Source organism: Vibrio sp. Vb0349, assembly GCF_033338975.1.
The window spans coordinates 1-1,738 of record NZ_JAWOTS010000111.1; the positions used below are offsets into that span (position 1 = coordinate 1).

General features: G+C 49.4%; 2 protein-coding genes. Both read right to left on the minus strand.

Going from position 1 to position 1,738, the window contains the following annotated elements:
- A partial coding sequence (locus tag R7Q47_RS23650) for a diacylglycerol kinase family protein (protein ID WP_318089566.1) occupies positions 1-1,037 on the minus strand: 1,037 nt, incomplete at its 3' end.
- Between the two features lie 34 nt (positions 1,038-1,071).
- Positions 1,072-1,503 (minus strand): hemerythrin domain-containing protein, encoded by a 432-nt coding sequence (locus R7Q47_RS23655; protein ID WP_029806706.1) that lies wholly within the window; start codon positions 1,501-1,503, stop codon positions 1,072-1,074.
- Between the last annotated feature and the right edge of the window lie 235 nt (positions 1,504-1,738).

Sequence of the window (1,738 nt, forward strand, 5' to 3'; positions counted from 1 at the left end):
TCCACCGGTGCTAACTTCACGCCGATGCCATATAGCACATGGCAAAGCGCATTCGCCGTGCCCAACGGTATGATGCCGAGCTGGATGTCCGTGCCGACCAATTGGCTCGCCACTTCGGTCACCGTGCCATCGCCACCAGAGACAATCACCTGATTCACACCACTTTGTTTAGCTTGCAGTGCGAGGCTTTCTGCACTGGTGGTTTCGTCCGTTTGGCGAATGCTGAGACGATATTTTTTGGTCAACTCACGAATCACATGTTGTTCGTATTGCAGCCATTTTCCACCGCCCGCGACAGGGTTCACCACCATCCAGGTCGGCTCATCGAGTATTAGCACGCCTTTCTCACTGATCGCGCGCAGAGTTTTGATCTGCAGATTATTGAGCCTTGCAGTACTGCGCACGCTGTTGATTTTCTGCATCACCGATTCCACCGAGAGCGATGGGTCTTTACTCAGTAAATAAGCCGCCACCACAAACACCGAACGGCCACGCCCAAGTGCGCAATGCACAACCACAGAGCGCCCGCAGGCGATTTGGGTATCAATCCAATTCATCGCATGACGTAAACGCTCCAAAGTCGGCGCTTTATGATCCAGCACGGGAATAGAAAGGTAGTTGAATTGCTTGTCAGTCATGGCGCTTTCTAAACCTGCGAACTCCGCCGTAACATCAACAATGCAGGAAATGTCGTGAGAGTCGAGAAACGCCAAATCGCTCGGGAACAAGCGCCGAGAAAGATAAAGATTATCGCTGACTTGTTGAATGGGAGGGACAGTATCGCGCCGTCTCTCCCAGGCGTTGTAGGCTTTCGCCCCGAGTAAGAAGGGAATGAATGCCCATCGAATCCACCAGACAATTTTTCCGTCTTGGCTTTTTCTAAAGATGGACGGGAAATCAAATAAATAAGCCGCACTGACTAACGCTAAGGAAAGCGAAACCCAAAGCAGCAGTAAACTCACTACGATTTGAGGTATGTAGATAGCAGCGAGCAACGCAACCAGCGCGCCAAGTAGATAATATTTGACGATGAACATTCGACCTCCTTAATCCTTAGCGATGGGATAACGCTTAGCTGGCCATCTCTTCGATATAGTCATTGGCCAACTGTTGTTTTTGTTTATCGGACATCACCTTGCCTGCTATTTGGAAAAAGCGTTGCTCTTCCTCTTCCAGATGGTGCAGTACCTTGTGGCGCAGTGTTTTCATGTGCGTAAGCCAAGCGGGCGAGCTCCACGCGGTGTCATCCAACTGAGCGATCACTTTGTCGATGGCGTGGTGTTCGGCAATACCGTGACGTGTCATATCGATCGTCTTATCGCTCTCAATCAGCGGTGCATAAAAGTAACGCTCTTCAGCGGCGGCATGTTGCTCAAGCTCGTGCTTTAGGTCACGATAAAACTCTCGACGAGTTGGGGAATCTCCGGATGTTTCCATCAGTGCATCCAGCAAAAGGCGCTGTTTTTCATGACTTTCTTTTAGCACATCGAATATGTTCTTCATCTCTGACTCCTTATCGGATTAAGAATAGTTGGTAAAACAAAGGGCGGTTATCACGCCGCCCTTTTTTGCTGTTGATGGATGAGGTGAACGCTTAACAATCTTTGTCTTCCGCGTTCAGATTCTCTTTAAGGTTTTCACAACCATCTTCAATGGCGTTTTGCGCTTCTTCCGCAGTCTCATCCAATTTTTTGCCCGCTTTTTCCATTGGCCCTTCATCACTACACGCCGCTAAAGC